This is a genomic window from Ancylobacter terrae (assembly GCF_045108345.1).
Classification (GTDB): Bacteria; Pseudomonadota; Alphaproteobacteria; order Rhizobiales; family Xanthobacteraceae; genus Ancylobacter.
In genome coordinates, this window is the sequence record NZ_JBJGXH010000001.1 from 1,066,367 (window position 1) to 1,090,455 (window position 24,089).

Below are 24,089 nucleotides of genomic sequence, written 5' to 3' on the forward strand. Positions count from 1 at the left end.
GATAGGGCGGGCACCCCTCGTCGGGGCGCCCGCCATGGCTAGGGGCGTTACTTGATCGACTGCAGGGCGGCCTTGAGGATGGGCTTGAGCGTCTGGCTGGCGGCGATGATGCCGCTGACGCGTTCCTGCACGGTCGCGCCGTCGATGAAATCGAGCGGAAAGCCCATCTTCGCCGCCTGGGCGAGCAGTTCCGGATCGGCGATCGTGTCCTTCACTGCCTGCCGCATCGCCTCGACCATCGCCGGATCCATGTTGGGCGGACCGAAGAAGGTGCGGTTCATCGACTGGATGGCGATGATGTTCTTGGCCATCTCCCTGGCCTCCGGCGTCTTGACCTCGCTCATGATGGTGGGGACGTCGGGATAGGAGGCCAGCGGCGTCTCCGAGATGGTCAGGATGGGCTTGAGGTCGCCGGCCTTGAGGCTGGCCTGCACCGAGGCCACGGCTGCCATGTAGCCATCCGCCTCGCCCTTGATGATGGCGAGTGTCGCGTCGGCGATGCCTTCATAGCCGGTGACGACCTTCATCTTGAAGTCGAGCGCATCGGACAGCATCGACATGGTGTAGAAGTCTTCGTCGGTGCCCTGCGCCGGATAGACGAAGACGCGGTCCGGCTTCTGGATGTCGGCGACGGACGTGATCTTCGAGGGAATGCCGACGAAGAGCTGGCGCGGCTCGTAGGCGACCCGGCCGAGATAGACGAATTTGTTGGCGTCGAAGCGCACGCCCGGGCTGTCGGCGAGCTGGGCGAGGATGGGCGTGGCGATGCTGGTGAACGCGATCGTCAGCCCGTCGGGCTCGGCGTTCCAGAGCAGGTTGGTGCCCTTCAGCGTGCCCGCGCCGGGCTGGTTATCGATGCGCACATCCTTCGCCTTCAGGTGCTTGGCGAGGAAGGGCGCGATCATGCGGGCATACTGGTTCATCGGTCCGCTCGGCCCGTGCGGGACGATGACGGTGACGACTTTTCCCTCATAGCCGGCGGCATGGGCCGGGGCGAGGGGGCTGGCGAGCATGGCGGCGGCCGCCGCCAGCAGGCCTAATGCGAGTTTCTTCATGCGGATCCTCCCTTGGGTGTCGGCGCGCTTGGGCGCGCTCTCAGGCTTGGTAGATGTCCGTTCAGCCCAGCCAGCGATCCACCCAGGGCGCGATGAGGCTGCGATCGATCCGGATCCCCAGAACCTCGCCGAAGACGAACCAGATCATGGCGGTGAACACGGCGGCGATCAGCAGGGCGCGCACCGGCGAGCTCTGCCGGCTGAGGATGAGGTAGGTGGCGCAGAAGACGAAGGTGGTCGGCAGCAGCCCGAACACGAAGAAGGCGGTGGTCACGACGGCGACGATGGCGAAGCCGGCGACCTCGTCGGCGAACTTCGCCCTGGGCTTGGGCGGCTCCGCTCCGGCCGCGTCCGGGGTCGGGCCGCCCGCTTCGGCGCGGCCGGCGATCAGCTGTAGTGCGTCGACATGAAGGTCGTCGGTGCTGCGCAGGTTCTGCCAGGCGAGCTGCATGAGCGCCAGCACGAGGCCGATCGTCGCCACCGGCAGCGGCACGAGGCGGGCGCGCGGGACATAGTCCAGGCTCGCCCAGATCATCGCGATGAACAGCGCGATGATGATCAGCAGGACGGTGTTTTCCTGGGCGCGGCGGCTCATCACGCGGCCCTCCCGCCGGCAACGGCGTTGGCGGCCGCGGCCTTGCGGCGGGCGCTGCGGATGAAGGGCAGGGCGGTGGTGATGACCAGGATGATGAACATGATCAGCGCCACGGGGCGCTGGAACAGGAAATATTCGCCATAGTGACTGATCGAGAGATGCAGTGTCCGCTCGATCATCCCGGCGAGCACCATGCCGATCACCAGGTTGGCGCGCGAGTAGTTGTACTTGATCATGATGTAGCCGATGCCGCCGAAGATGCCGGCGACGAACACGTCGGCCATGTGGCCGCGGGTGGCGTAGGCCCCCACCAGCGAAATGCTCATCACCAGCGGGATGATCAGCTTCGGGTTGAGCCCCGGCAGACGCGCCAGATAGCCCGAGATGGCGAGGCCGATCACCGTGGTGAGCGCGCTGGCGATGACGATGATCCAGACGAGGCTGAACACCACGTCGAGATTCTCGGTCAGCATCTGCGGGCCGGGAACGATGCCGAGCGCGACGAAGGCGATGAGCAGGATCGCCATGCTCTCGCCGCCCGGGATGCCCAGCGCGAGGGTGGGGAGCAACCCGCCGCCCTCATTCGCGCCGAGCGTGGCGTCGGGGGCGATGACGCCCTCGACATTGCCGGTGCCGAAGGTCTCGGGATGCTTCGAGGTCTGCACCGCCTGCGCATAGGCGGCGATGCCGCCGACGCTGGCGCCGATCCCTGGCAGCACGCCGATCCAAAGCCCGAGCATGCTGGAGCGGACCACCAGCCATTTGTGGCGGAATGTGTCGCGGACGCCGTCCATGGTGGTGGACTGGAGGGCGCCGACGTCGCGCGTGATGATGCCGCCGCCCCGCACATAGAGCTTGATCATCTCGCCGATGGCGAAGAGGCCGATCATAGCGACGGGAAAGGAAATGCCGTCCAGCAGGAACAGGCTGTCGAAGGTGTAACGCGGCGTCGCGGTAACCGGATCCATGCCGACAAAGGCGAGGCTGACGCCGATGGCGGTGGCGATCAGCCCCTTGAGCAGCGAGCCGTCGCTGAAGGTCGCGATGACGGTCAGGCCCCAGACGGCCATCACCAGATATTCCGCCGGGCCGAGCGCCAGCATGACGGGCCGCACGATCGGAATGCTGATGGCGAGGAACACCGCGCCGATGATCCCGCCCAGCAGCGCGGCCATCGCCGAGGCGCCGAGCGCGCGGCTGGCATGGCCCTGCCGGGTCATGGGGTAGCCGTCAAAGGTGAGAGCGAGGCTCTTGGCGGAGCCGGGAACGTTGAAAAGGATGCTGGTGACGGAACTGCCCCAGATGGTCGCGATATGGCAGCCGATGAGCAGGGCCAGCGTCGCCGCGACCTCGTGCCCATAAATGAAGGGGAGCAGCAGCGCCATCGCCACGATGCCGCCCAGTCCGGGAATGATGCCGACGACAATGCCGTAGACGACACCGACGCACATGAAGAGGATGGCCTGGGGCGTCAATACCGCCACGAGGCCGTCGACGACTGCTCCGAGCATTTGTCCTCCTGGCTTCCGGGCTTGTTATTATTGTTCTGGCTGATCACAGCTCCGCGCGGGCCGGAGCCGGCGATGGCAACCCGCATTGCAACTCGACGTAACCGGGCGCGCGGAGCGTAACCGGAAGGATATGCAATCGATTGCATCAATGACGCCATATGCGCCGCGATCGCCAGCCGAGTCAATCGTCGGGCGCCATCGCGGGGGATATTTACGCGGGTGGTGGGGATGGCAATCAGCGGCGGCCGGGTGCGGATGGGATCAAACGCCGACCGCGCCGGCCAATGGTTGACGCAGGGCGCCGCCGCGTGACCCGTATAGCGAAGTGGGAGGCGCGAGATGGCGCCACGCCCCCTCAGGCCGAGCTGTTTCGGCGAGCGACATGGGCCACGACACGCCGCCGTGCGGCTGCGATCACACGGCGGGCAACTGGGATGGAGGCTGGAGACAGCTGGGCAGGCTGCCCTCTTGCGCCTCGATTGACCGAGCTTGGGGAAGACCGCTTGCGGCCGTGTCCCGGCGCGTTACTTCCGCAGTGCCGGCAACGCCTTGTCGATCCCCTTCAGCGGGATTTTCAGGTTGACGGCCTGGCCGTTCGTCGCCGTGAACACGACCAACGCCTCACCGCCGGCACCCGCCGAGAGCTCGCGTATCAGCGCCTCGTCCAGCGGGCCCGCCGACTCGCAGCCGCGGTTGTCGCACAGCACGAAATCGGCCTTGCGCGGCTTGCCGGCGCCGATGGTGAACTGCACGCCGTCCTTGATCCGCACGCCGAGCGGCACGCGAAGGGCGAAGACCGGCTTGCCGGCATCGTCCTGGCCGATCTGCCAGAGAAGGACGGTCTGCCGCGTGTCGTTGTTGGTCACCTGGAGCGAGGTGGAGCAGATCGGCTTTCCGGTCTTGCCCACCGTGTCGCGGCAAGTGACGACCCAGTTGTCGAACACGATGGTCTCGGTGCGCTGGGGACCGGGGCTGGTCGCAGCCGGCGCGGGAGCCGGCTGCGCCGGCTTCGCCTGGGCCCAGACCTCCCCGCCGCCGAGTGCCAGCATGCCGATCGCGGCTACGGCGAGGATGGAACCGGACAGCCGCGGGAGCGGCGCGAGCAGATGACGCATGTTGAAATCCTTTCGCAATGCGGTGTCTCGTGGCCCTGGCGACGGCACCGCGCAAAACGAAGCGGGCCGATCCTGTAACAGATCGGCCCGCCTGTCAGTCTCGGATCACGCTAGACGGTGCTCACCACTGGTAGCGAATACCCGCCTGGCCTGTGCCTGCCGTGTAGTCGTTGCCGAACTTCACATTGGCGTTGACGAAGCCGTTCCAGCCGTTCTGCTTGCCGAACCAGTTGAGGTAGCCGCCGACTTCGCCGAACCCGCCGCCGAAGTCGTCGAAGGCCTGGAAGGGGAGGCCGGGGTTCAGCACGGTCGCCGTGTTGTTGCCCTCGAACTCGTACCAGAAGCGGCCGACCGCCGAGGCCTCGAGCCAGTAGGTCTCGGTCTCGTAGACCTTGCCGCCGACGCGGGCGCCGAGGCTGCCGCGCAGACTGTCGCCATCGCCGAAGTTGACGATCGCGTCGTCGATGCCGACGAGATTGTCGATATCGGTCTGGACGTAGGCCAGCGTCGCGACGGGTTCGAAGAAGGCCTTGTCGCCCCAGGCGAAGCGGTAGCCGGTGTCGATGGTGAAGCCGATCGAGGTCGAGTCGACCGTCTCACCATTGTAGCCGTAGAGGGTCGGCGCGGAGTAGTCGAGGTCGAGCAGGTCGGCCTTGAACAGGGCGTCGATGAAGAAACCCTTGTTGATATAGGTGGCGTAGGCACCCACGGTCGCGCCGCTGTAGTCGCCGGAGGTCGGCGAGTTATCGAAGTCGAGCTGCGAGGTCACGTAGCCGGCCAGGACACCGAACAGGTAGGCCGTCTCGCCATCCGTCTTGCCGAAATCAGCACCGGCGATGAAGCCGTAGGTGTCCTGATCATAGCTGGTGTTGAACTGGTACTTGCCACCGAAGGCGCTGAAGCTGTCGTTCGAGTCACGCGAGCCCCAGCTGCCGATCGCCTTCGCCCACACACCGGGGGTGATGCTCTCGGGAGCCACCGCGACCGGCGCCTTCACGATACCGGAGTCCTTGGTGACGATGGTGGTCGTCGGTCCCGGAGTCGGGTTGAGCAGGTAGCTGCGGAGGTCGACCTGGCGGTCCAGCCACACGCCGGCGGTTTCGTGCCAGATGCTCTGGGCGCCGGTGACGAACTTGGGCAGCTCGAACACTTCCCCGTCCGGCACGCCGACCAGATAATGGCCTTCGCCGCCATCCGGGGTGTCCTTCACGACGATATCGTAGAAGAACAGGCCCTTGTCGATGACGCCGCCGAACTTGGAGTCGTAGTTCCAGCTGTCCGGATCGATGACGAAGTTCGCCGTGTGACCCGGGTCATACTTGCCGTAGGTGAGGCCGTTCTGGACGTCGACAACCAGGATGCCGTCGAGATTGAAGGCGCCGGCGCCGGCGTTTACGTCATTCACCAGGATCTTGGTCTGGCCGAAGGTGGTCTGGTAGCCCGTCAGCGGGTTGCCGTCGACGTCGTAGCCGCCGATGACCAGCTTGTCCGAGGTCGAGCCGGGTGCGCCGAGGAAGGTGTCGACCGCAAGCCGGCTGTTGCCGACGCCCTCGAAGGTGCCGCTGGTGTAGGTCACGTCGCGGGCGCCGTTGAAGGCGATGTCGCCCCACGCCTCGCCATCCTGCATGGAGAGGGTGCCGGCCTGGATGAGGTCGGTGTCGCCGTTCACGAAGCTCTCAAGGCTGAACAGGTTGGTCGTCTCCGCGACGTCGCCGACCAGCGCCGTCTGGATATGACCCTCGTTATTCAAGAGATCGGATCCGCCGCCGAAGTAGTTGTTGCCGACGGTGATCCAGGTGTTGGACGAGTAGTTGTTGAAGACATCCGCTTCGCCGGTCAGGCCGATGCGGCCGATGATGGTGCCAAAGTTGTTGATGGTGGTAGCACCGCCGTCGGTGTCGATGACGATGTCGGAGGCTGCGCCGACAAGGTTGTTGTTGGCGAAGTTGAGCGTCGAGCGGTCGTACTTCCAGGAGGTGACCAACGCCCCGGTGCCGACCTCGATGAATGTGCTGTCGTCGCTGTCGATGGAGACGACGGCCTGGCTCCAGCTCTGGCCCGAGCCGGAGACGGTCGAGCCCGCACCGACATAGAGCGAAGCATTTTCCGCCTCGAAGATGCGCACGCCGTTGCCGGCTCCGTTCTCGTCGTAGTCGCCGCGCACCCAACCGTTGACGCCGGTGGAGACGGTCACGTTGTCCCAGCCGCCAGCCCGGATGCCGTCGTCGTCAGCGATGACGCGGGCGGCGTAGCCCGTGGTGACAGCGACGTCATTGCCCGGGCCGAAGGCGAAGTTCGTGGCAATGATGCCGTCGTCGCCGGCGCGGACGAGACTGTAGGAGCCGGTCGTCACCGAAACGTCGCCGGAGCCGGCCAGCTTGCGCGCGGTGATGCCGTCGTCGGAGGCATAGACAAAGCTCTCATAACCGGTCGTCACCGAGACATTGCCGAGCGAGGCGAAGGAGGTCGCGCGGATACCGTCGTCGCCGGCGACGATGTTGCTGTAGCTGCCGGTTTCGATCTTCACCGCACCCGCCGCGAAGCCTTGTTCAGCCTCGATGCCGTCGTCGCTCGCGGCGATATCGCTATAGGCACCGGTCGTGATGTCGATCCCGACCAGAGCGCCGTCCGCGAGGGACTCAGCGTGGATGCCATCGTCGCCCGCGACGATCGTGCTGTCGTAGCCGGTGGCGATGGTGATGCCGCCGAGCCCGATCGCCTTGGTGGCGCGGATGCCGTCGTCGCCCGCCTCGATGCGGCTGTAGTCACCGGTGGCGATGCCGATGTTGCCGATGTTGACGGCGGAGATGGCCTCGATGCCGTCGTCGCCGGCCTTGATGGTGGTGTAGGACGCCGTCGCGATGCTGATGTCGCCGAGGGTGACGCCCGAGAGGACGCGCACGCCGTCGTCGCCCGCCGTCAGGTTGTTCAGCACCCGCACCGTGACGTCGCCTTCGCCGAGGATCTTGGTGACCCGGATGGCGTCCACGCCGGCATTGATGGTCGCGGTGTTCTGCACCCAGATGTCGCCGTTGCCGACGAACTGGTCGATGTCGACGCCGTCCTCGCCCGCGGTGATGGCGCCACCGACGAAAACTTCGGTATCGCCGCCGCTGAAGAACTTGTTGATCGAGATGCCGTCATCCGCCGCATTGATGGTGCCGTTCACCGTCGTGGCGACATGAACCTGGCCATCGCCAAAGGCGTTGAACACGAAGATGCCGTCGTTCGGCGTTGCGCTCGGGCTGGGCAGGCCGGTGATCGCCGCGTCGACGTCGATCGAGGTGCTGCCGTTGCCGAGCTTCAGCCCGACGATGCCGGTGCCGCCGGATTCGATGGTTCCGCCGGCGTTGACGTTGATGTCGACATTGCCGGTGCCGATGTTGCCGCCGAGGATGCCGACATCGTTCGCCTGAACCGAGGCGTTGACGTTGGTCGTCGCCGTGCCCGAGCCGAAGGTGAAGGCGCCGCCGCCGATCGAGGGCGGATCGATCGCCGCATTGATGTTGGCGGTAGCGTTGCCGGAGCCGCCGGCCACCGCGTAGACGCCGACCAGGCCGCCGTCCACCGAGACCTTGTCCTCGTTGGTGGCGGTGGCGTCGCCCCCGGTGTTGAAGGCGACGACGCCGGCAAAGCCAGCCTTGACCGCCTTGTTGGTGGTCACGTTCACCGTGCCGCCAGTGCCGATGGCGCCGCCGACCACGCCCACGCCCGTGGCCGACTCGACTTCCCCATCCGTCACGACCTTGACGGTCGCGTTGTCGCCGACCTGGAGCGCCCCCACGCCCAGCAGGTCGCCGGTGACCTTCGCCTTGGTGTTGACGTCGATGCTGCTGCCGTCGCCGAAGCCGGCCCCGAATACGCCAAACCCGTCGGAGGAGGTGACTTCCTTCTCGGTCAGGATCTTGAGCGTCGAGCCATCGGTTCCGGTCACGCCGCCGACGCCGAGATACTTGCCCTCGACCGTGTCCTTGGTGGTGACGGAGACGTTGCTCGGCACGTTGCCGAACAGGGTGCCGCCGATAACACCGACGCCGTCGGAGGAGACCACCTTCTTCTGGGTCTCGACGGTGACGTCGCCGCCACCGAAGTTCAGCGCGCCGACACCGAGATACTTGCCGGAGACTTCGTCCTCGGTGGTCACCTTGATGGTGTTGCCGTTGCCGAAGCCGAGGCCGGCGACGCCGAAGCCGTCGGACGAGGTGACCTTCTTCTTGGTGACAATCGTCAGATCGCTGCCGTCACCGCCGATGATACCGCCGACGCCGAGCAGCTTGCCCTCGACCTCGTCCTCGGTGGTGACCTTGACGGTGTTGCCGCCGTTCAGGCCGATCGCCCCGCCGAGCACGCCGAAGCCGTCGGAGGAGGTGACCTTCTTCTGGGTAAGGACGGTGACCTCGCTGTTGTCGCCGAGGTTCAGGGCGCCGACGCCGAGCAGCTTGCCGTCGACCGTGTCTTCGGTCGTCACCTTGATCTTGTTGGTGTCGCCGAAGCCAAGGCCGGCGACGCCGAAGCCGTCGGAGGAGGTGACGCGGCCCTTGGTCTGAATGGTGAGTTCGCTGTTGTCGCCGCCGATCAGGCCGCCGACGCCGAGCAACGCGCCGTCCACCTTCTCCTCGGTGGTGATCTTGACCTTGTTGTTGCCGGTCGCGCCGATGGCGCCGCCGAACACGCCGAAGCCACTCGCGGAGGAGACGTCGCGCTCGGTCAGGATGGTGACGGAGCTGTCATTGCCGATGTTGAGGGCGCCGACGCCGAGCAGGTCGCCCGACACGCTGTCCTTGGTGGTGACCTTGATCTCGTTGCTGTTGCCGAAGCCGAGGCCGGCAACGCCGAAGCCATCCGAGGAGGTCACGTCGGAATAGGTGGTGATGGCGAGCTTGTTGTTGTCGCCGCCGATCAGGCCGCCGACACCCAGGAACTTGCCGTCGACCGAACCCTTGGTCTCGACGTCCACCGTGCCGCGGTCGCCGATCAGCGCGCCCACGACGCCGGCGCCGTCGGAGGTGACCGAGCCGCCGGAGGTGGTCGAGACCTTGACCTTGCCGCTGTCGCCGGCGACGAAGCCGCCGACGCCGAGGAACCCGGCCTCGACCGGGCCGGACGAGGTGACCTTCACATCGCCGTTGTCGCCGATGGCGCCGCCGAGCACGCCGGCCCCGTCGCTCTCGACCGAGGCGCTATTCTCGACCTTGACCGTGTAGTTGGCGCCGATGGCCAGGCCCAGCACGCCGACGCCGGTGTTGTCCTCGATGACTCCGGCATTGTCGACGTCCACCGTCGCCCCGTTGCCCGCGCCCACCGCGACGCCGGCGACACCGATCACCGAGTCGGTGACGCTGCCGGTGTTGGTGACTTTGACGTCGTTGCCGTCGCCATTGGCATAGCCGAGCACGCCGAAGGCGTAGTCGGAGACGTCGCCGGTGTTCTTCACCGAGACATCGGCCGGGCCGGAGGCGTTGTTGTTGCCGAACTTCAGCGCACCGACGCCGATGAAAGGCGTGGAGCCGCTGGAGGAGAAGACGGTGGCCTTGTTGTCGACAGCCGCGTGGCCGTCACCGATGTTGACCGCGATCGCGCCGGCGAGATCGGCATCGATCGACCCGGTGGTGTTAGTCGAGGCCGTGCCGGTGCCGATGGCCAGCGTGCCCGCGCCGATCAGCGGCGGGTCGATGGTGCCGTTGAATCGGACGGTGGCGTCGCCGTCGTTGCCGGAGATGGCGCCGACGCCGATCAGGCCGCCCTTGGCGACCGAAACGTTGCCGTTGGTAGTGACGCTGGTGTTGCCGTCCTGGTTGAAGCCCAGCACGCCGCCGGCGGTGCCGGAGACATCGTTGGTCTGGACCTTGACGTCGCTCCGCGTCGCGCCGTCGCCGATGGAGCCGGCCAGCACGCCGAAGCCGTTGCCCCCCTCGACGAGACCGCCGCGGGTGTCGACATCGACTTTGTTACCGCCCTTGCCGACGGCGAGGGCGGTCACGCCCGTGCCATCGGAGCTGGTGACGCCGCCGCTGGTGTCGACGATGACGGTCGCCTTGCCGTCGCCGATCAGGGACGCGTCGGGATCGTTCGGATCGAAGCTCGCCGGGTTGCCGTCGATGCTGGCCGCGACGGCGAGGACGCCGCCCTCCTTGCCATCGATCGGGGCGCGGCCCTTTACGGTCGTGGTGGCGTCGAGCTCGCCGCTGTTGAGGCTGCCAGAGAGAGACAGCGCCGAGACGCCGAAGCCGGTCTCGCCGGTCGAACCGCCGGCGCCGTTGACGATCACCGTCGTCGAGGTGTTCGTGTTGAGCCCGGTCGACACGGCAAAGATGCCGTTGTCGCCGCCGAGAACCGCGGCGCTACCCTTGGTCTCCACCGCGGTCGACCCGCCGGTGCCGCCCGTTCCGAGCGAGACCGCGGAAATGCCGTCGCCGCCGAGGCCGGTTGCCGAGCCGTTTGTCAGGGTGACACTGACCGCCGTGCCCGCGAGATTGAGGCCGTTATCACTGCCGAGATAATCGGTGTTGATGCTGTTGACCGTGACGCTGCCGGGCATCAGGGCGGCGAGGCCGTCGCCGCCATTGCCGGTGATCGAGCCGCCGGTCGTGCTGACGGAGGCGTTACCCAACCCGAGGAAATTGACACCCGTGCCGGCCTGGCTGTTGACGTTGCCATTGCCGGTATAGCTCGCGTTCCCGCCCAGGCTGTTGACGTCGATCGCGTTGCCCGAGTTGGTGGTATTCGAGACAGAACCGGAATTGTTGACGGCAGCATCGACGCCGACCGAGCCCACGCCCTTGCCGGTCACGACCACGCCCACACCGACATTCGCCGGAGGGCTGAAGCAGTTGCGCGTGACGTTGGTGGTCGAGCCGCTGGATACGGCGCAGGCCGCCTGCGCGCTCCCCGGCATCAGCACGCCCGCAGCCAAGCCAGCCGCGAGAGTGCCCGCGATAGCCGTCGAGCGCAGGAACTTGCCGCGCCGGATCTTGGCGGATGCGATGCCCGCGGCCCGCGCCGCCTCCTGCGCCGGATCAACCTTCCGCTTCGCTGCCCGCTTGCGTCCACCCTTGGCATTCGCCGCGTGCGTGTCTGCGTTTGTCATATGCCCTAGCCCCCGAAATGCACGAATCCGACCGCAATACGGTTCGGAATACATCGGCTGGACCTTAGCAAAGGGGGCATTCACGACAAGGCGTCGCAGCAGGAGCGGCATCGGCCGCGACAATGACTTGGAACCGCTCATTATCTTCAAAAGCATTTATCAATTTGTAGGCGAATGAATTTGTGCAGTGCGATTTAACGAATAAAATCAGATTTCTAGTACAAATTATCTCGTGTCATTTTCTCAAAAATATAGATATTTCGTCCGCAGACTTTGCATAATGCACTCCGATACCCCCGGCTGTGTTTGCGATTGGTGGCGCTTGTGTTATTTTTACAACGTTTGGGGCAGATAGGGACGGCGGAATCGGCGCTGGCGCCGGTTCACGGTTGCGGCTTCCTGCGGGGGAGGCTCGGCCAGCCGGTTGAAAACGATGTTGATCGGTTATGCCGTGCGGTCTGCCGGAAGGGCGGGCCGTGCCAGGAAAAGTTCGCTTCCAGCGCCTCAGCAGCAATGTACCGCCGATGATTCGCCTGGAGTCGCGTTGACTCCCCGCGAGCCGGACGCGGCCGAGAGCGGCGACCTTGCCCTCCTGAACACGCTTGGCTGCGAGAAGCTGTTCGTCGACGAGGAGGGCGACCCGGCGCGGCCGGCGCTGAAGGCGGTGTTCGATTTCCTGCGGCCGGGCGACACGCTGGCGATCGGCGAACTCGGGCGCGTCGGCGAGGATGTCGAGGCCGTCATTCTCGCCGTGAGCCGGCTGCGCGATGCGGGCATCTCGCTCCATGTCGGTAAGGGGCCGATCATCGGGGGGACGGCCTATGGCGACCATTTCATGCAGTCCTGCACGGAACTCGCGCGTCTGATCGAGATGCACGAGGTGCCGCTGCCCGAGCGGGATTTCCGACCGCGTCGCGGCCGGCCCAGCGCGCTGTCGCCCAAGGATGTCGCGCGTGCCAGGCGGCTGATCGACCGGGGGCGCGTGCCGATCGTCGACGTCGCCCGCATACTCGGTGTCTCCACGGCGACCGTTTACCGGTATTTTCCGCGTTCGACGCCCAGCGAGGACTGAGGCGCACCACTGCGCCCGGCGGGTGCGATTCGCTCAGGCCAGCGAGAACATCGAGGCCAGCGGCCGGTCGGCGAGGCGCCGCAGCACCTTCATCGCGCGCTCGAGGTCGGCGCTGCCGGTCGCCGCGCCCAGACACAGGCGCAGGCCCGGTTCGGGCGCGCCGTCGGCCGACGCCGAACCCGGCGGGGTCAGCAGGACGCCATCGTTACGCGCCGCGAAGAAGAGATCCGCCGCGCTCCAGCCCGCCGGAAGCGGCAGCCACACATGATAGCCGGCAGGTGCCCCGGCGGGCCCGGCGGCGTCGGGAAAGAATCGGCGGAACAGGCCGACGCGCTGGCGGCATTCGCGCCGCAGGTCGTCCAGAATCCGCGCCATGGCGCCGCTGCGCGCGAGCCGCAGCGCGGCTTCGAACAGCATCGGCGTGGCGCTCCAGGCGGTGGCGCGCAGCGCGAACTGGGCCCGGTCGACGAGCGCGGCCGGCACCGACATCGCCCCGGCGCGGAAGCCGAGTTCGAACACCTTGGACAGGCTGGCAAGATATAAGGTGCGCTCGGGCGCCAGGCCGGCGATCGGCTCGGGTTTCGGCTCGCTGAGGAAGCCGTAGACGTCATCCTCGATGAGGTGGAGGTCGGCGCGGGCGATCACCTCGGCGATGCGCCGCCGGCGTGTCGCGCCCATGGTGCGGCCGGTGGGGCTGTGCAGCGTCGGCATCAGATAGACGATGCGGGCGCCGCTCGCGGCTGCGGCAGCTTCGAGCGCCTCCGGCACGACGCCCTCGGCATCCATCGCCACCGGCTCCAGCCGGTGGCCTCGCAGGCTGGCGAGGGCCTTGAAGCCGACATAGGTCAGTTCCTCGACGAGAATCGTCTCGCCGGGGCGCGCGAGAATCGCAAGGGCGAGGTCCAGCCCATGCTGGGCGCCGTTGGTCGCGAACACCTGCTCGGTCGCCGGCCGGAAGCCAGGCGTGGCGATCCACTCGGCAAGGCCGGCGCGGTGCTCGGGAAGTCCGCCCTGCGCGTCATAGGCGAACAGGCCGTCGCGCCCGGCCCCGCGCGTCAGTTCGGCAAAGCTCGCCCGCAGCGCGGCGCGCTGGTCGACGTCGGGGGAAAGGTTGATGCCGAGATTGACCGCGCCGCCGCTTGCGCCGCGCCCGCCGTGGCGTGCGCTCGGCGCGCTGACGAAGGTGCCCTGGCCGATGCGGCCGGTGACGACGCCGCGCACACCCGCCTCACGATAGGCCTTGGTGACCGTGGACAGGCTGAGGCCGAGATGCTGCGCGAGCGCGCGGTGCGGCGGCAGCTGCGTGCCGGCGGCGAGCGCTCCCGCACCGATATCGGCCTCCAGCGCGGCCAGCAAGGCGAGGTAGGGTGGCAGCTCGGGATCGAGCGGCCCCGGCGACCAGCTCAGGGCCTGCGTCCCGGTGCTTCCGTCGTCGTCGGACTCGGGAAGTTCCGAAACCGCGTCGGTGACGTCGCTGCGTTCGATCATGGATTTGCCCGGCCTGCACCGACCGGCTCCGTGCGATTGCCTGAGTTGGTCAATGCGCTCGCCGATTGTCCCTTGGATGCGTACACGACTCGTCGGCGTGCCGCACTAGCGCCTTGGTATGGCAACGGCGGCGACGTGGCCGGAGTGGCTCTTGAGTGCCCATCGCAACGTGCGGCGATGTGTACTAGTACAATTTCGACATTATGCCAGGGCGATCGTCCCTGGAAGGGCGTCCCCGGCGGTCGCCGCCGGGGACGGGAGATCTCAGCAATACTTGCCGGATTGCGGCACGACCGAGAGATCGATGCCGCGCTGCTGCATGTATTTGGTGATGAGCGCGCAGGACAGGCCGAGCGTGCGCTGCTGCATCGACCAGTTCGCGAGCAGGTTCATGAAGCCCTCATTGCCCTCCTTGCGCGGCACCGCCGTCATCATCGGGTTGCGCAGCACGGGCAGCGGCACGAGCGCGATGCCGATGCCCGCCTTGTGCAGCTGGGCCGCGTTCTGGTCGGCCAGGACGATCGCGTCGGCGCGGCCGGACTGGATCTCCAGCACCGCCTGGTCGCGATTCTTGACGAGGATATGGGTGGCGTTCGGGGCCATCGTCTCGGCGATCACCTGCATGGTGCTGCCGCTCTGCGAGACCAGTCGCACCTCGGGTTTGTTGAGGTCACGCCAGGACTTGGCGTCGAAGTCCTTGCGCGCGAGGATGGTCCAGACGCCCTCGACGATCGGCTCCAGCACATAGTCGACGACGAGGCCGCGCTTGGGGTTCGGGTTCACGCCGAAGGCGAGGTCGAGCCGGCCGGCCTGGAAGTCGGCAGCGAGATTTCCCCAGGTGGTCTCGACGAATTCGATCTTCACTCCGAGCAGGTCCGCGATCTGCCGGCCCCAATCGGGATAGAAGCCGGACCAGTTTCCGGTCGCCGGATCGCGGATGAAATCGGGCTCTTCGCCGGACATCACCGGGTAGCGAAGCGTGCCGCGCTGCTTGATCTCGTTGATCACGCCCGATGGATCGCCGGCATGGGCTGGGGAGGGCGGCTGGGCAAGGAAGGCGAAGGCAGCCAGCAGGGCCGCGAGCATCCACTTCATGTAGGTCCCCTTGTTCGTTCGCGCCGCGCCCTGCGTTGAAGGGCCGCGGCCGGCTATTGACAGGGGGAGCATATCGCGTGAATGTCATACATCAATCTAATATCGTACTGAGTCAGTGACGCAACGCAACGTTCCCTTGCCGTGGAACGCTTTCAGAGAGGAGGCGGGCGCGGCTCTCGATCTGCTCAGCTAGATTGTATACAGTGTGGTGGATACAAAATGAATTCTCCTCAGGCCTTGAACCGCGCGATCCCGGAAGGACTCGCGGCTTTGCTGGAGGAGGAGATCGTCTATGGCCGCCTGCCGCCCGCCGCGCGTCTCACCGAGGAAGAGGTGGCGCTGCGCTACGGCGTCAGCCGCTCGCCGGTGCGCGAGGCGCTGCGTCTGCTGGAGCGCGACGGGCTGGTGCTGCGCGAGGCGCGGCGGGGCATTTGGGTCGCGCCGCTGTCGCTGAAGGATTGCAACGAGGTCTATTCCTGCCGCATCGCCATGGAAGGGCTGGCGGCGGAAGCGGCGGCGCTCTCGCCCGACCGCATGCGCAAGGCCAAGCTCGCCGGCGTTCTCGCGGAACTGCGCGGTGCCGCGGCGCGCAGGGATGCGCCGGCCTTCTTCCGCATCGACGTCGAGGGCTCGCTGCTCATCTACGACCTCGCCGACAACCGCACGCTGAAGCGCCTGCTCGCCGGGCTCGAGAAACAGGCGCTGCGCTACCGGTTTCTCGCCTATGCGCGCGATCCGCGCATCGTCGACCTCTCGCTGGCGGACACGGCGCTGATTTTCGACGCCATTGTCGACGGCGACGCCCCCGCCGCCAAGGAGATGACCGAGAACCTCATCCGCGAGATCCGCGACCTGATGCGGACCGCTTTCGCCCACATCTTCGAAGAGGGCTGAGCCCGTGCTGAACCTCGCCGCCTCGTTCCAGGTCATCGACAGCCACACGGCCGGTCATCCGACCCGCGTCATCCTCTCCGGCGTGCCGCCGCTGAAGGGCGACAGCGTGCTGGAGCAGCGCGAGGATTTCCGCGCCCGCTTCGATCATCTGCGCACGCTGCTGCTGCATGAGCCGCGCGGCCATGCGGCGATGGTGGGCCTGCTGCCGGTGCCCTCGCGCGTCGCCGACTACGGCTGCTTCTTCATCTCGTCCTACGTCTATCTCGACATGTGCGGGCACGGCACGATCGGCTTCGCCAAGACGCTGGCGTCGACCGGCGCGCTCTCGCCGGCGCGCGGCGACAGCTTCACGCTGGAGACGCCCGTCGGCGTCGTCACCGTCGGCCTGGTCTGGAACGAGGACGGCATGCTGAAGGCGGTGCGGCTGCGCAACGTGCCGGCCTTCATCGGCGAACGCGGGCTCAAGGTCCCGCTCGAGGGTTTCGGCGAGGTTTCGGCCGACATCGTCTATGGCGGCATGTGGTACGCTCTGGTCGATGCCGCCCCGCTCGGCCTCGACCTCGTTCCCGAGCGCGCCTCGGAACTGCAGCGGGTCGGCAGCGCGCTCAAGAACGCCATCAAGGCGAAGATCGGCGAGCGGGTGCCCTATGCCGGCTCCCCCGCGCCGAGCGTTCTGTTCTACCGCGAGAGCGCGCCGGATGCGGCGACGCATTTCCTCGTGCTCGACATCAACAAGTTCGACCGCTCGCCCTGCGGCACCGGCACCTCCGCCCGGCTCGCCGCGCTGATCGCGAGCGGCCGGATCGCCCCGGATGCCACCTACCGCGCCCGGAACATTTTCGGCGTCGAGTTCCTCGCCCGTGCCGCCGAGCGGACGGACGAGGGGGCTGTCGTCGCCGAGATCGAAGGCATCGCCCACCTCAGCGCGCACACGACGCTGCTGCTCGAGCGGGACGACCCGCTCGCGCAGGGCTTCCTGCCCCGATGAACGCGATGCCCGCGCCTGCCAACGACCGACGACCGGCGATCAACGCCATTCCAGAAAAGGGGAACGTGATGCGACGTCATTTCTTCAAGTCGATCCTCGCGGCGGTGGCTCTCGCCCTGCCGTTGCTGGCCAACCCGGCGCCCGCACCGGCGCAGGACAATCCCTCCGCCGTGCTCGACCAGATCCGCTCCAGCGGCGTGCTGAAGATTCCGGTCATGACCGGCGAGGAGCCGGGCTACATCAAGGATCCGGCCACCGGCCAGTGGAGCGGCTTCTACTACGAGTTCCTGAACGAGATCGCGACGGTGCTGGGCGTCAAGCTGCAGCCGGTCGAGACCACCTGGGGCAACCTCGCCGCCGACTTCCAGTCCGGCAAGATCGACATCGCCATCGGCGTGAACCCGAACCCGAAGCGCGGCCTCGTGGTCGATTATCTGTGGGAGCCGCTGTTCATCGACGCCTGGTCGGTGCTGACCCCCAAGGGCAAGCCGGTGAAGACCTGGGCCGAGCTCAACGACCCGAAGAAGACCGTCGTGGTGCAGAAGGGCTCGACCATGCAGGTGGTCGCCGAGGCGCTGCTGCCCAAGGCGAAGATCACTCCGGTCGAGGACCGCAACCTCGCGCTGCTGGAACTCCAGGCCGGTCGTGCCGACGCGGTGGTGTTCGCGATCTTCGATGCGATCCAGATCGAGAACCACAACATCGGCGACGTGTCGCTGCCCGAGCCGATCCTGCGCAATCCGGCGACGCTGGCCGTCGCGCGCAAGCCCGGCAACGCCGGCTACATCAACTTCCTGACCAACTGGGTGCAGCAGCAGCGCTCGCTCGGCCTCGCCCAGGGCAAGCTCGCCCGCGCCTGGGAAACCCGCGGCATCGACCTGTCGATGCTGCCGCCCGGCTTCAGCTTCTGATCGCCGGCCTCTGATCGCCGACCGGGGCGGCCCCGTGCCGCCCCGGTCTCCGACGACCCACGGCCACGGTGCCGCGACGGGATCCACCGCCCATGTTCGATTTCTCCGTCATCACCAGCAACGCCCACCTCCTGTGGCAAGGCCTGCTGATCACGCTCTACTACACGGTGATCACCGTCGCCGCCGGTCTCGCGATCGGCCTCGCGGTCGGGTTGATGCAGCTCACCCATTTCCGTCCGTTCGTCTGGTTCGGCTGGCTGTTCGTTGAGTTCTTCCGCAACATCCCGCTGCTGGTGATCCTGCTGTGGACCTATTACGCCCTGCCGATCTTCATGGGGCTCAACATCACCAAGGGCTGGGCCGGGTTCATCGCGCTCTCCTGCTATGCCGCTTCGTTCTATGCCGAGATCCTGCGCGCCGGCGTGCAGTCGATCGACATGGGGCAGACGGACGCGGCCACCGCGCTCGGCATGAGCTACGGCCAGCGCATGCGCCGCATCATCCTGCCGCAGGCCCTGCGCCGCATGATCCCCCCGCTCGCGGGGCAGTCGATCATCCAGATGAAGAACACCACGCTGCTCTCCACCATCACGGTGCCGGATCTGCTCTACCAGGGCAGCTACATCTCCTCGTTCACCTACCGGCCGATGGAGGTCTACACGACCATCGGCGTGATCTTCCTCCTCCTGCTCGTGCCTCTGACCGCGCTGTCCCGCGTGCTCGAGCGCCGCGGCCTGAACGCGAAGTGAGGTGCCGGCCATGACGCTCCAGAGTTCCCGCGAAGTCCTCAAGCTCGAGAATATCCGCCTGCGCTTCGGCGTCCGCGAGGTGATCAACGGCATCGACCTGTCCGTCCGCGAGGGCGAGGTCGTGGTGCTGATCGGCGCCTCCGGCTCCGGCAAAACCTCGCTGCTGCGCTGCATCAACCTGCTGAACACGCCCTATGCGGGGCGCATCACCATCGACGACGACGTCATCTTCAACGCCGTCGAGGGCACGCCGAACACGGTCGCCCCGCGCGAGGTGAACCGCATCCGCTCGAAGACCGGCATGGTGTTCCAGCAGTTCAACCTCTTCCCCCACATGAGCGCGCTCGAAAACGTCATGGAGGGGCCGACCATCGTCAAGCGCGAGGCCCGTGCGGCGGTCGAGGCCAATGCGCGGCGGCTGCTGGCGCAGATGGGGCTCGAAGGGCACGAGATGAAGCGCCCCGCCCAGCTTTCCGGCGGGCAGCAGCAGCGCGTCGCCATCGCCCGGGCGCTGGCCATGCACCCCAAGGTGATGCTGTTCGACGAGCCGACCTCCTCGCTCGACCCCGAACTGGTGGGTGAAGTGCTCAAGGCGATGGTGGCGCTGGCCCGCTCCGGCATGACCATGGTGGTCGTGACCCATGAGCTGGGCTTCGCCTTCGAGATCGCCGACCGCGTGGTGTTCCTCGATGGCGGCCAGGTCGCCGTCGACGGCCCGCCGCAGGAGGTGCTGCTGCGGGCCGAACACCCCCGCCTCAAGAGCTTCGTGAACCGCTTCCACGAGACGGCCGAGATGCTTCGGCCCTTCCTCGAAGCGCGCTGAATTGCAGGGAACATCATCATGACCGTCCAGAACGTCATCGCCGGCGCGCGCGTCGCGCCAACCGGAACCCGTTCCTACCGGGCCGTGAACCCTGCGCGGACCGAGGACCTGATCGCCGACTACACGCTTTCCGGCCTCGCCGATGTCGAGGCGGCGGTCGCCGCCGCCCGGGCCGCCGCGCCCGGCTGGGCCGCGCAGACGCCGGTTGCGCGCGGGGAGTTCCTGCGCAAGGCGGGCGAGATCATCCGCTCGCGCGTCGAGCCGCTGGCGCAGATGATGACCCGCGAGGTCGGCAAGCCGATCGAGGAATCGCGCGGCGAGGTGCTCTATTCCGCCCGCGTGCTGGAATTCTACGCGGCCGAGGCGCTGCGGCTCGGCGGCGAGAACCTGCCCTCCGGCCGCCCCGGCGTCATCGCCTATACGACGCGCAAGCCGCTCGGCGCGGTCGGCCTGATCACGCCGTGGAACTTCCCGATGTCGATCGCCGCCTGGAAGCTCGGCCCGGCGCTGGTCACCGGCAACACCGCCGTGTGGAAGCCCTGCCTGCAGGCGCCCTACACCTCGCTGGCGCTGGTCGATGCGCTGATCGAGGCGGGCGTACCGGCCGGCGTCATCAACCTGCTGCATGGCGACGGCGTCGATGTCGGCCAGGCGATGGTGGATCATCCCGGCCTTGCCGGCATCTCCTTCACCGGCTCGCAGAAGGTCGGCTTTGCCGTGCATGAGGCGGCCTCGCGACGCCGCGCCCGGGTTCAGTGCGAGCTCGGCGGCAAGAACCCGCTGGTGGTGCTGGACGACGCCGACCTCGACCTCGCGGTGACGACCGCCATCGAGGGCGCCTTCCGCAATGCCGGGCAGAAGTGCACGGCAACCAGCCGCGTCATCGTCCAGAGCGGCATCAAGGACGCCTTCGTCGACAAGTTCGTCACCCGCGCCGCCTCGCTGAAGGTCGGCGACCCCGCCGATGCGGCGAATTTTCTCGGCCCGGTGGTGGACGAGAAGCAGTACGACAAGGTGACCTCCTATATCCGCAAGGGCATCGAGGAAGGCGCCAAGGTGCTGTGCGGCGGCGACACCCGCCGCAACACCGCCGGCTATTATGTCGAGCCGACCGTGTTCGACGGTGTCGACCCGAACATGACCATCGCCCGCGACGAGATCTTCGGTCCGGTGGTCGCGCTGTTCACCGTCTCGGGCCTGGATGAGGCCATCGCGCTCGCCAACGATACCGAGCACGGTCTCAGCGCCGCGATCTGTACCACCAACCTTCTCAGTGCCAATGCCTTCGTCTCGCGCGCCGAGAGCGGTGTCGCAGCGGTGAACCTGCCCACCGCGGGCGTCGAGCTGCAGGCGCCGTTCGGCGGCTCCAAGGCCTCGGGACTCGGGGTGAAAGAGCAGGGCCGGCCGGTGCTCGACTTCTACACGGAGCTGCGCACCGTCTACATGAAGGTGGCCTGACATGAGCGCTTCGTTCGATCCCGACCGCCTCGCCCTGCCGAGCGGCCACTTCATCGGCGGTGCCTTCGTTGATCTTCCCGGCGCGGAGATCGAGGTGCTGCGGCCGTCCGATCATCAGCCGCTTCCCTCGATCCGTGATGGCGGCGAGGAGGCGGTGGCGGCGGCCGTCGCCTCGGCGAAGGCCGCGCTGAAGTCCTCCGGCTGGGCCAAGGCCTCGCCGCTGGAACGGGCGAGGGTGCTGCACCGCTTCGCCAACGCAGTCGATGCCAAGGGCGAGGAACTGGCGCAGATCGAGGCGGTTACCTCGAGCCGCCTCTTGACGCTCACCCGTGCCCGCGACGTGCCGCGCACCGCCGGCGTGATCCGCTACTACGCCGAGTTCTGCGATAAGCTCGAGGGCATCGTCACCACCACCGGCGCCGACACGCTGAGCTATGTGAAGAGCGAACCCTACGGCATCGTCGGCGCCGTGGTGCCGTGGAACTTCCCGCTGATCACCGCCGCGTGGAAATTCGCCCCGGCGCTCGCCGCCGGCAACGCGGTGGTGATGAAGACCTCCGAACTCACCCCGCACAGCCTGCTGGCTCTGGCCGCCATCGCGGTCGAGGCGGGATTGCCTGCGGGGCTGTTCAACGTGGTCAACGGCCTCGGCGGCACCACCGGCGCGGCGCTGGTGAAGCATCCGGCGATCGGCAAGATCTCCTTCACCGGCTCCACCGCGACCGGCGAGGCGATAATGACGCTGGCCGCGCGCCACGGCATGAAGCCGGTGACGCTGGAGCTCGGCGGCAAGAGCCCGCAGCTGGTGTTCGCCGATGTCGACGACCTCAAGGCGACCGCCGCCAAGGTCGCGGCCGGTTTCATCGACAATGCCGGGCAGGTCTGCACCGCCGGCTCGCGCATCATCGTCGAGCGCAGCATCGCCGACGAGTTCGCGGGGATGATCGTCGAGCGCTGCAAGGCGATCCGGCCGGGCGTCACCTGGGACGAGGCGACCGACTTCGCGCCGATCATCAGCGCGAAGCAGGCCGGGCGCATCGACAGCCTGGTGCGCGCCACCCTTGGCGAGGGCGCCCGTGCGCTCACCGGTGGCACGCCGCTGGAGACGCGCAATGCCGGCTCGTTCTACGCGCCGACCCTGTTTGAGGGCGTCACCGAGACGATGACCGGCTATCGCGAGGAGTTCTTCGGCCCGGTCGCCTCGATCCACAGCTTCGACGAGGTGGAGGAGGGCATCGCGCTCGCCGGCCACCCGACCTACGGCCTCGCCGCCAGCGTCCACACCAGCGACCTGAAGAAGGCGCTGAAGGCCGCCGACGGCATCGAGGCCGGCATGGTGTGGGTCGGTCAGCACGGCCGCGCGCCGGAATTCACCTACCCGGCCGGCGGCTTCAAGGCCTCCGGCTTCGGCAAGGACATGGGCCGCGCCGGCATCGAGGCGTTCACGCGGCAGAAGGCCGTGTGGATCAACTACGCCGGCTGAGCGAAGGCGCAACGGCAACTCGATGGGCGAAGCACCGATAAGGATGCGGAAGGCACGATAATGGAGTTCGATTACGTCATCGTCGGTGGCGGCTCGGCGGGCGCCGTGCTCGCCAACCGCCTGTCGGCGAAGCCGGGGAACCGCGTCGCGGTGATCGAGGCGGGCCCCGACACGCCGCCCGACGCGGTGCCGGATATCATCGCCGACAGCTATCCGGGCCTCGCCTATTTCGACCCGAAATACCACTGGACGGACCTGCGCGTTTACAACCGCTCGCCGCGCCTCAACGACGGTACCTCCAAGCCCGCCAAGCTGGAGCAGGCCAAGGTGATGGGCGGCGGATCCTCCATCAACGGCCAGTTCGCCGTGCGCGGTCTGCCCGGCGACTATGACGGCTGGGAAGCGATCGGCCTGCCCGGCTGGGGCTGGGAGGGCATGCTCCCGTATTTCAAGAAGCTGGAGCGCGACCTCGATTTCGACGGGCCGCTGCACGGCAAGGACGGGCGCATCCCGATCCGCCGCGTGTTCCCGGAGCAATGGGCCGGCTTCACCCGCGCCGTGCTCGACGCGGTGGAGGGGGAGGGCATTCCCTATCGCGCCGACTACAACGCCTCGTTCGAGGACGGCGCCTTTCCGCTGCCGTTGTCGAATGACGGCCAGCACCGGGTCTCCACCGCCATCGGTTATCTCGACAAGGAGACCCGCAAGCGGGCGAACCTCACCATCCTCGCGCTCACCGAGGTGCGGCGCATCCTGTTCGAGGGGCGCACCGTCACCGGCGTCGAGGTGGTGCGGGGCGGCGCGCCGGAGACCATCAAGGCGCGCGAGGTGGTGGTCGCCTCCGGCGCGCTGCACTCGCCCGCCGTGCTGATGCGCTCGGGCGTCGGGCCGGCCGGGCACCTGAAGAGCCTCGGCATCGACGTGGTGGCCAACGTGCTGGGTGTTGGCGAGAACCTCAACGAGCACCCGCACCTTGCCGTCGGCACGCATCTGAAGCGGCAGCACCGCCTGCCGCACGGCATGCGCCGGCACATCTTCCTCGGCGTGCGCTATTCCTCGGGGGTCGAGGGCTGCCATGACGGCGACATGCTGATCATGCCGGTGAACCGCGCCGGCTGGCATCCGCTCGGTTTCGGCCTCGGCGGGCTGAACGTGTGCATCAACCGCTCCTATTCCACCGGCACGGTGCGGCTCGCCAGCGCGGACCCGTCAGTGGAGCCGGAGATCGACCTCAACCTCGCCTCGGACGGGCGCGACCTCGCGCGCCTCGTCGACGGCTTCAAGCGTCTCTATCGGATCATGGAGAGCCCCGGCGTGCAGGCGGGCATCAACACCTGGTTCCTCGCCGGCTACACCGATGCGGTCCGCGACATCAGCGTGAAGAAGTTCTCGAACTGGATCAAGACCGCGACCGCCGCGGCCCTGTTCGACTACGCCCCCTTCGCCCGCGACATGCTGATCCGTCGGCGCTTCGGTACCACCGAGCGGCTGCACGCCATGGTCAAGAGCGACGATGCCATCGCCGACTGGGTGAAGGCCTCGGTCTGGCCGGGCTGGCACGTCTCCGGCAGCTGCAAGATAGGGGCGGACAATGACCCGATGGCCGTGCTCGACGCCCATTGCCGCGTGCGCGGCGTCAGCGGCCTGCGCGTCGTCGACGCCTCGGTCATGCCCTACGTCTGCTCCGCCAACACCAACATCACCACCATCGCCATCGCCGAGAAGGCCGCCGATCTCATCCTGAACGGCTGACATAACGAGGACT

General features: G+C 67.3%; 16 protein-coding genes. 9 read left to right on the plus strand and 7 right to left on the minus strand.

Annotation, left to right across the window (positions count from 1 at the left end):
- Window positions 1-47: 47 nt before the first annotated feature.
- From ACEUEL_RS05100 to ACEUEL_RS05120, 5 genes are all read right to left on the minus strand, one after another.
- Window positions 48-1,055, minus strand: a complete 1,008-nt coding sequence (locus tag ACEUEL_RS05100; RefSeq protein ID WP_405702818.1) for a Bug family tripartite tricarboxylate transporter substrate binding protein — start codon at window positions 1,053-1,055, stop codon at window positions 48-50.
- 61 nt (window positions 1,056-1,116) lie between these two features.
- Entirely contained in the window at window positions 1,117-1,650 is a 534-nt protein-coding gene (locus ACEUEL_RS05105) for a tripartite tricarboxylate transporter TctB family protein (RefSeq protein WP_405702821.1), read from the minus strand.
- Window positions 1,650-3,161 (minus strand): tripartite tricarboxylate transporter permease, encoded by a 1,512-nt coding sequence (locus ACEUEL_RS05110; protein WP_405702823.1) that lies wholly within the window; start codon window positions 3,159-3,161, stop codon window positions 1,650-1,652. Before ACEUEL_RS05110 ends, ACEUEL_RS05105 begins: the two co-directional genes overlap by 1 nt.
- A 524-nt stretch (window positions 3,162-3,685) precedes the next feature.
- The gene (locus ACEUEL_RS05115; protein WP_405702824.1) at window positions 3,686-4,276 is read right to left on the minus strand and encodes an invasion associated locus B family protein; all 591 of its coding nucleotides are present in this window, start codon (window positions 4,274-4,276) and stop codon (window positions 3,686-3,688) included.
- Between the two features lie 121 nt (window positions 4,277-4,397).
- Window positions 4,398-11,363 carry a hypothetical protein gene (locus ACEUEL_RS05120; RefSeq protein ID WP_405702827.1) on the minus strand — a complete coding sequence of 2,322 codons (6,966 nt, stop codon included), beginning with the start codon at window positions 11,361-11,363 and terminating at the stop codon, window positions 4,398-4,400.
- Between the two features lie 544 nt (window positions 11,364-11,907).
- Here ACEUEL_RS05120 and ACEUEL_RS05125 point away from each other — a divergent pair.
- Entirely contained in the window at window positions 11,908-12,435 is a 528-nt protein-coding gene (locus ACEUEL_RS05125) for a recombinase family protein (RefSeq protein ID WP_405702830.1), read from the plus strand.
- A 33-nt stretch (window positions 12,436-12,468) separates the two neighbouring features.
- Here the strand turns inward: ACEUEL_RS05125 and ACEUEL_RS05130 are convergent, their stop codons facing one another.
- Entirely contained in the window at window positions 12,469-13,923 is a 1,455-nt protein-coding gene (locus ACEUEL_RS05130) for an aminotransferase-like domain-containing protein (RefSeq protein WP_405702832.1), read from the minus strand.
- Window positions 13,924-14,187: 264 nt separating this feature from the next.
- Complete coding sequence (locus ACEUEL_RS05135) at window positions 14,188-15,018, minus strand: transporter substrate-binding domain-containing protein (protein WP_405702834.1); 831 nt, start codon at window positions 15,016-15,018, stop codon at window positions 14,188-14,190.
- A 219-nt stretch (window positions 15,019-15,237) separates the two neighbouring features.
- On the opposite strand from ACEUEL_RS05135, the gene ACEUEL_RS05140 reads away from it, so the two are divergent.
- From ACEUEL_RS05140 to ACEUEL_RS05175, 8 genes are all read left to right on the plus strand, one after another.
- The gene (locus tag ACEUEL_RS05140; protein WP_405702835.1) at window positions 15,238-15,912 is read left to right on the plus strand and encodes a GntR family transcriptional regulator; all 675 of its coding nucleotides are present in this window, start codon (window positions 15,238-15,240) and stop codon (window positions 15,910-15,912) included.
- Between the two features lie 4 nt (window positions 15,913-15,916).
- Window positions 15,917-16,900, plus strand: coding sequence for a proline racemase family protein (locus tag ACEUEL_RS05145; RefSeq protein WP_405702837.1), 984 nt, complete (start codon window positions 15,917-15,919; stop codon window positions 16,898-16,900).
- A 68-nt stretch (window positions 16,901-16,968) separates the two neighbouring features.
- On the plus strand, window positions 16,969-17,811 hold the full coding sequence (locus ACEUEL_RS05150) for a transporter substrate-binding domain-containing protein (protein ID WP_405702838.1): 843 nt from the start codon (window positions 16,969-16,971) through the stop codon (window positions 17,809-17,811).
- A 92-nt stretch (window positions 17,812-17,903) separates the two neighbouring features.
- Entirely contained in the window at window positions 17,904-18,560 is a 657-nt protein-coding gene (locus ACEUEL_RS05155; protein ID WP_405702841.1) for an amino acid ABC transporter permease, read from the plus strand.
- A 10-nt stretch (window positions 18,561-18,570) separates the two neighbouring features.
- A complete protein-coding gene (locus ACEUEL_RS05160; protein WP_405702843.1) occupies window positions 18,571-19,383 on the plus strand; it encodes an amino acid ABC transporter ATP-binding protein in 813 nt (270 codons plus the stop codon).
- A gap of 18 nt (window positions 19,384-19,401) precedes the next feature.
- Window positions 19,402-20,841 (plus strand): aldehyde dehydrogenase family protein, encoded by a 1,440-nt coding sequence (locus ACEUEL_RS05165; protein WP_405702846.1) that lies wholly within the window; start codon window positions 19,402-19,404, stop codon window positions 20,839-20,841.
- Between the two features lies 1 nt (window position 20,842).
- The gene (locus ACEUEL_RS05170) at window positions 20,843-22,324 is read left to right on the plus strand and encodes an aldehyde dehydrogenase family protein (RefSeq protein ID WP_405702848.1); all 1,482 of its coding nucleotides are present in this window, start codon (window positions 20,843-20,845) and stop codon (window positions 22,322-22,324) included.
- A 60-nt stretch (window positions 22,325-22,384) separates the two neighbouring features.
- The gene (locus ACEUEL_RS05175; RefSeq protein ID WP_405702851.1) at window positions 22,385-24,076 is read left to right on the plus strand and encodes a GMC family oxidoreductase; all 1,692 of its coding nucleotides are present in this window, start codon (window positions 22,385-22,387) and stop codon (window positions 24,074-24,076) included.
- Window positions 24,077-24,089: the final 13 nt, after the last annotated feature.